Genomic DNA, 661 nt, shown 5'->3' with positions numbered 1-661 from the left:
GCGCAGCTCCCGCATCTCCGCCACCATGCGTTCGATGTCCTCGGGCTCGTCGCCGACGCCGTAAGCGTGCGCGCACGGCGCGACGGCCGCGAAATCACCGGTGCCCTTGAGGTCGAACGCGTACAGCACGGCGCGCGGGTCGAGCGCCGCGATGACCAGCAGTTCCCGCAGCGACACCGTCTTGCCCATCCGCGGGACCGCACCGATGATCATGCTGGCGAACATCAGGGTGATCTCCACCCAGCGCCCGCGCTGGTCGGTGCCGAACGGCTGGGCCTTGAACAGGTCCACCGTCGCGCCGGGCTTGGCCAGCGGCCACGGCTTCTGCTTGGCCTTGGACATGTCGCGGTCCCCGACCCACAGCACGAGACGTCCTTCGTGGATTTTCGCGTCCCCTTCCGGCCACACGCACCCGATCTGGCGGCGCAGGCCCGAGGACAGCTCTTGGCGCTTGGCGATGATGTCCCCTGCGGTGACGCCCAACGGCAGGTCGATGTCGGCGCGCCAGCCGTCGCCGTCGCGCTGGATCGGGTTGGGAAACCCGATCGCGTCCGGCTTCTTCGCGAGCGCCTTGTTCAGCTCGCCGATGCCCAGCGAACCCAGCGCGGACACGATCGCGTCACTGGTCAGCTTCGGCGTCTTCACGCCGTCCACCGCGCGC

General features: G+C 69.4%; 1 pseudogene. It reads right to left on the bottom strand.

The annotated features are described in order from the left end of the window. Positions 1–645: pseudogene (locus L942_RS28300) on the bottom strand (cell division protein FtsK); the annotation flags it as partial. Positions 646–661: the final 16 nt, after the last annotated feature.

The sequence above is a fragment of the Amycolatopsis orientalis DSM 43388 genome, from assembly GCF_000411975.1.
Classification (GTDB): domain Bacteria; phylum Actinomycetota; class Actinomycetes; order Mycobacteriales; family Pseudonocardiaceae; genus Amycolatopsis; species Amycolatopsis orientalis_D.
The sequence above is the reverse complement of the archived record's forward strand: the minus strand, read 5'-3'. Positions and strand labels throughout refer to the sequence as shown.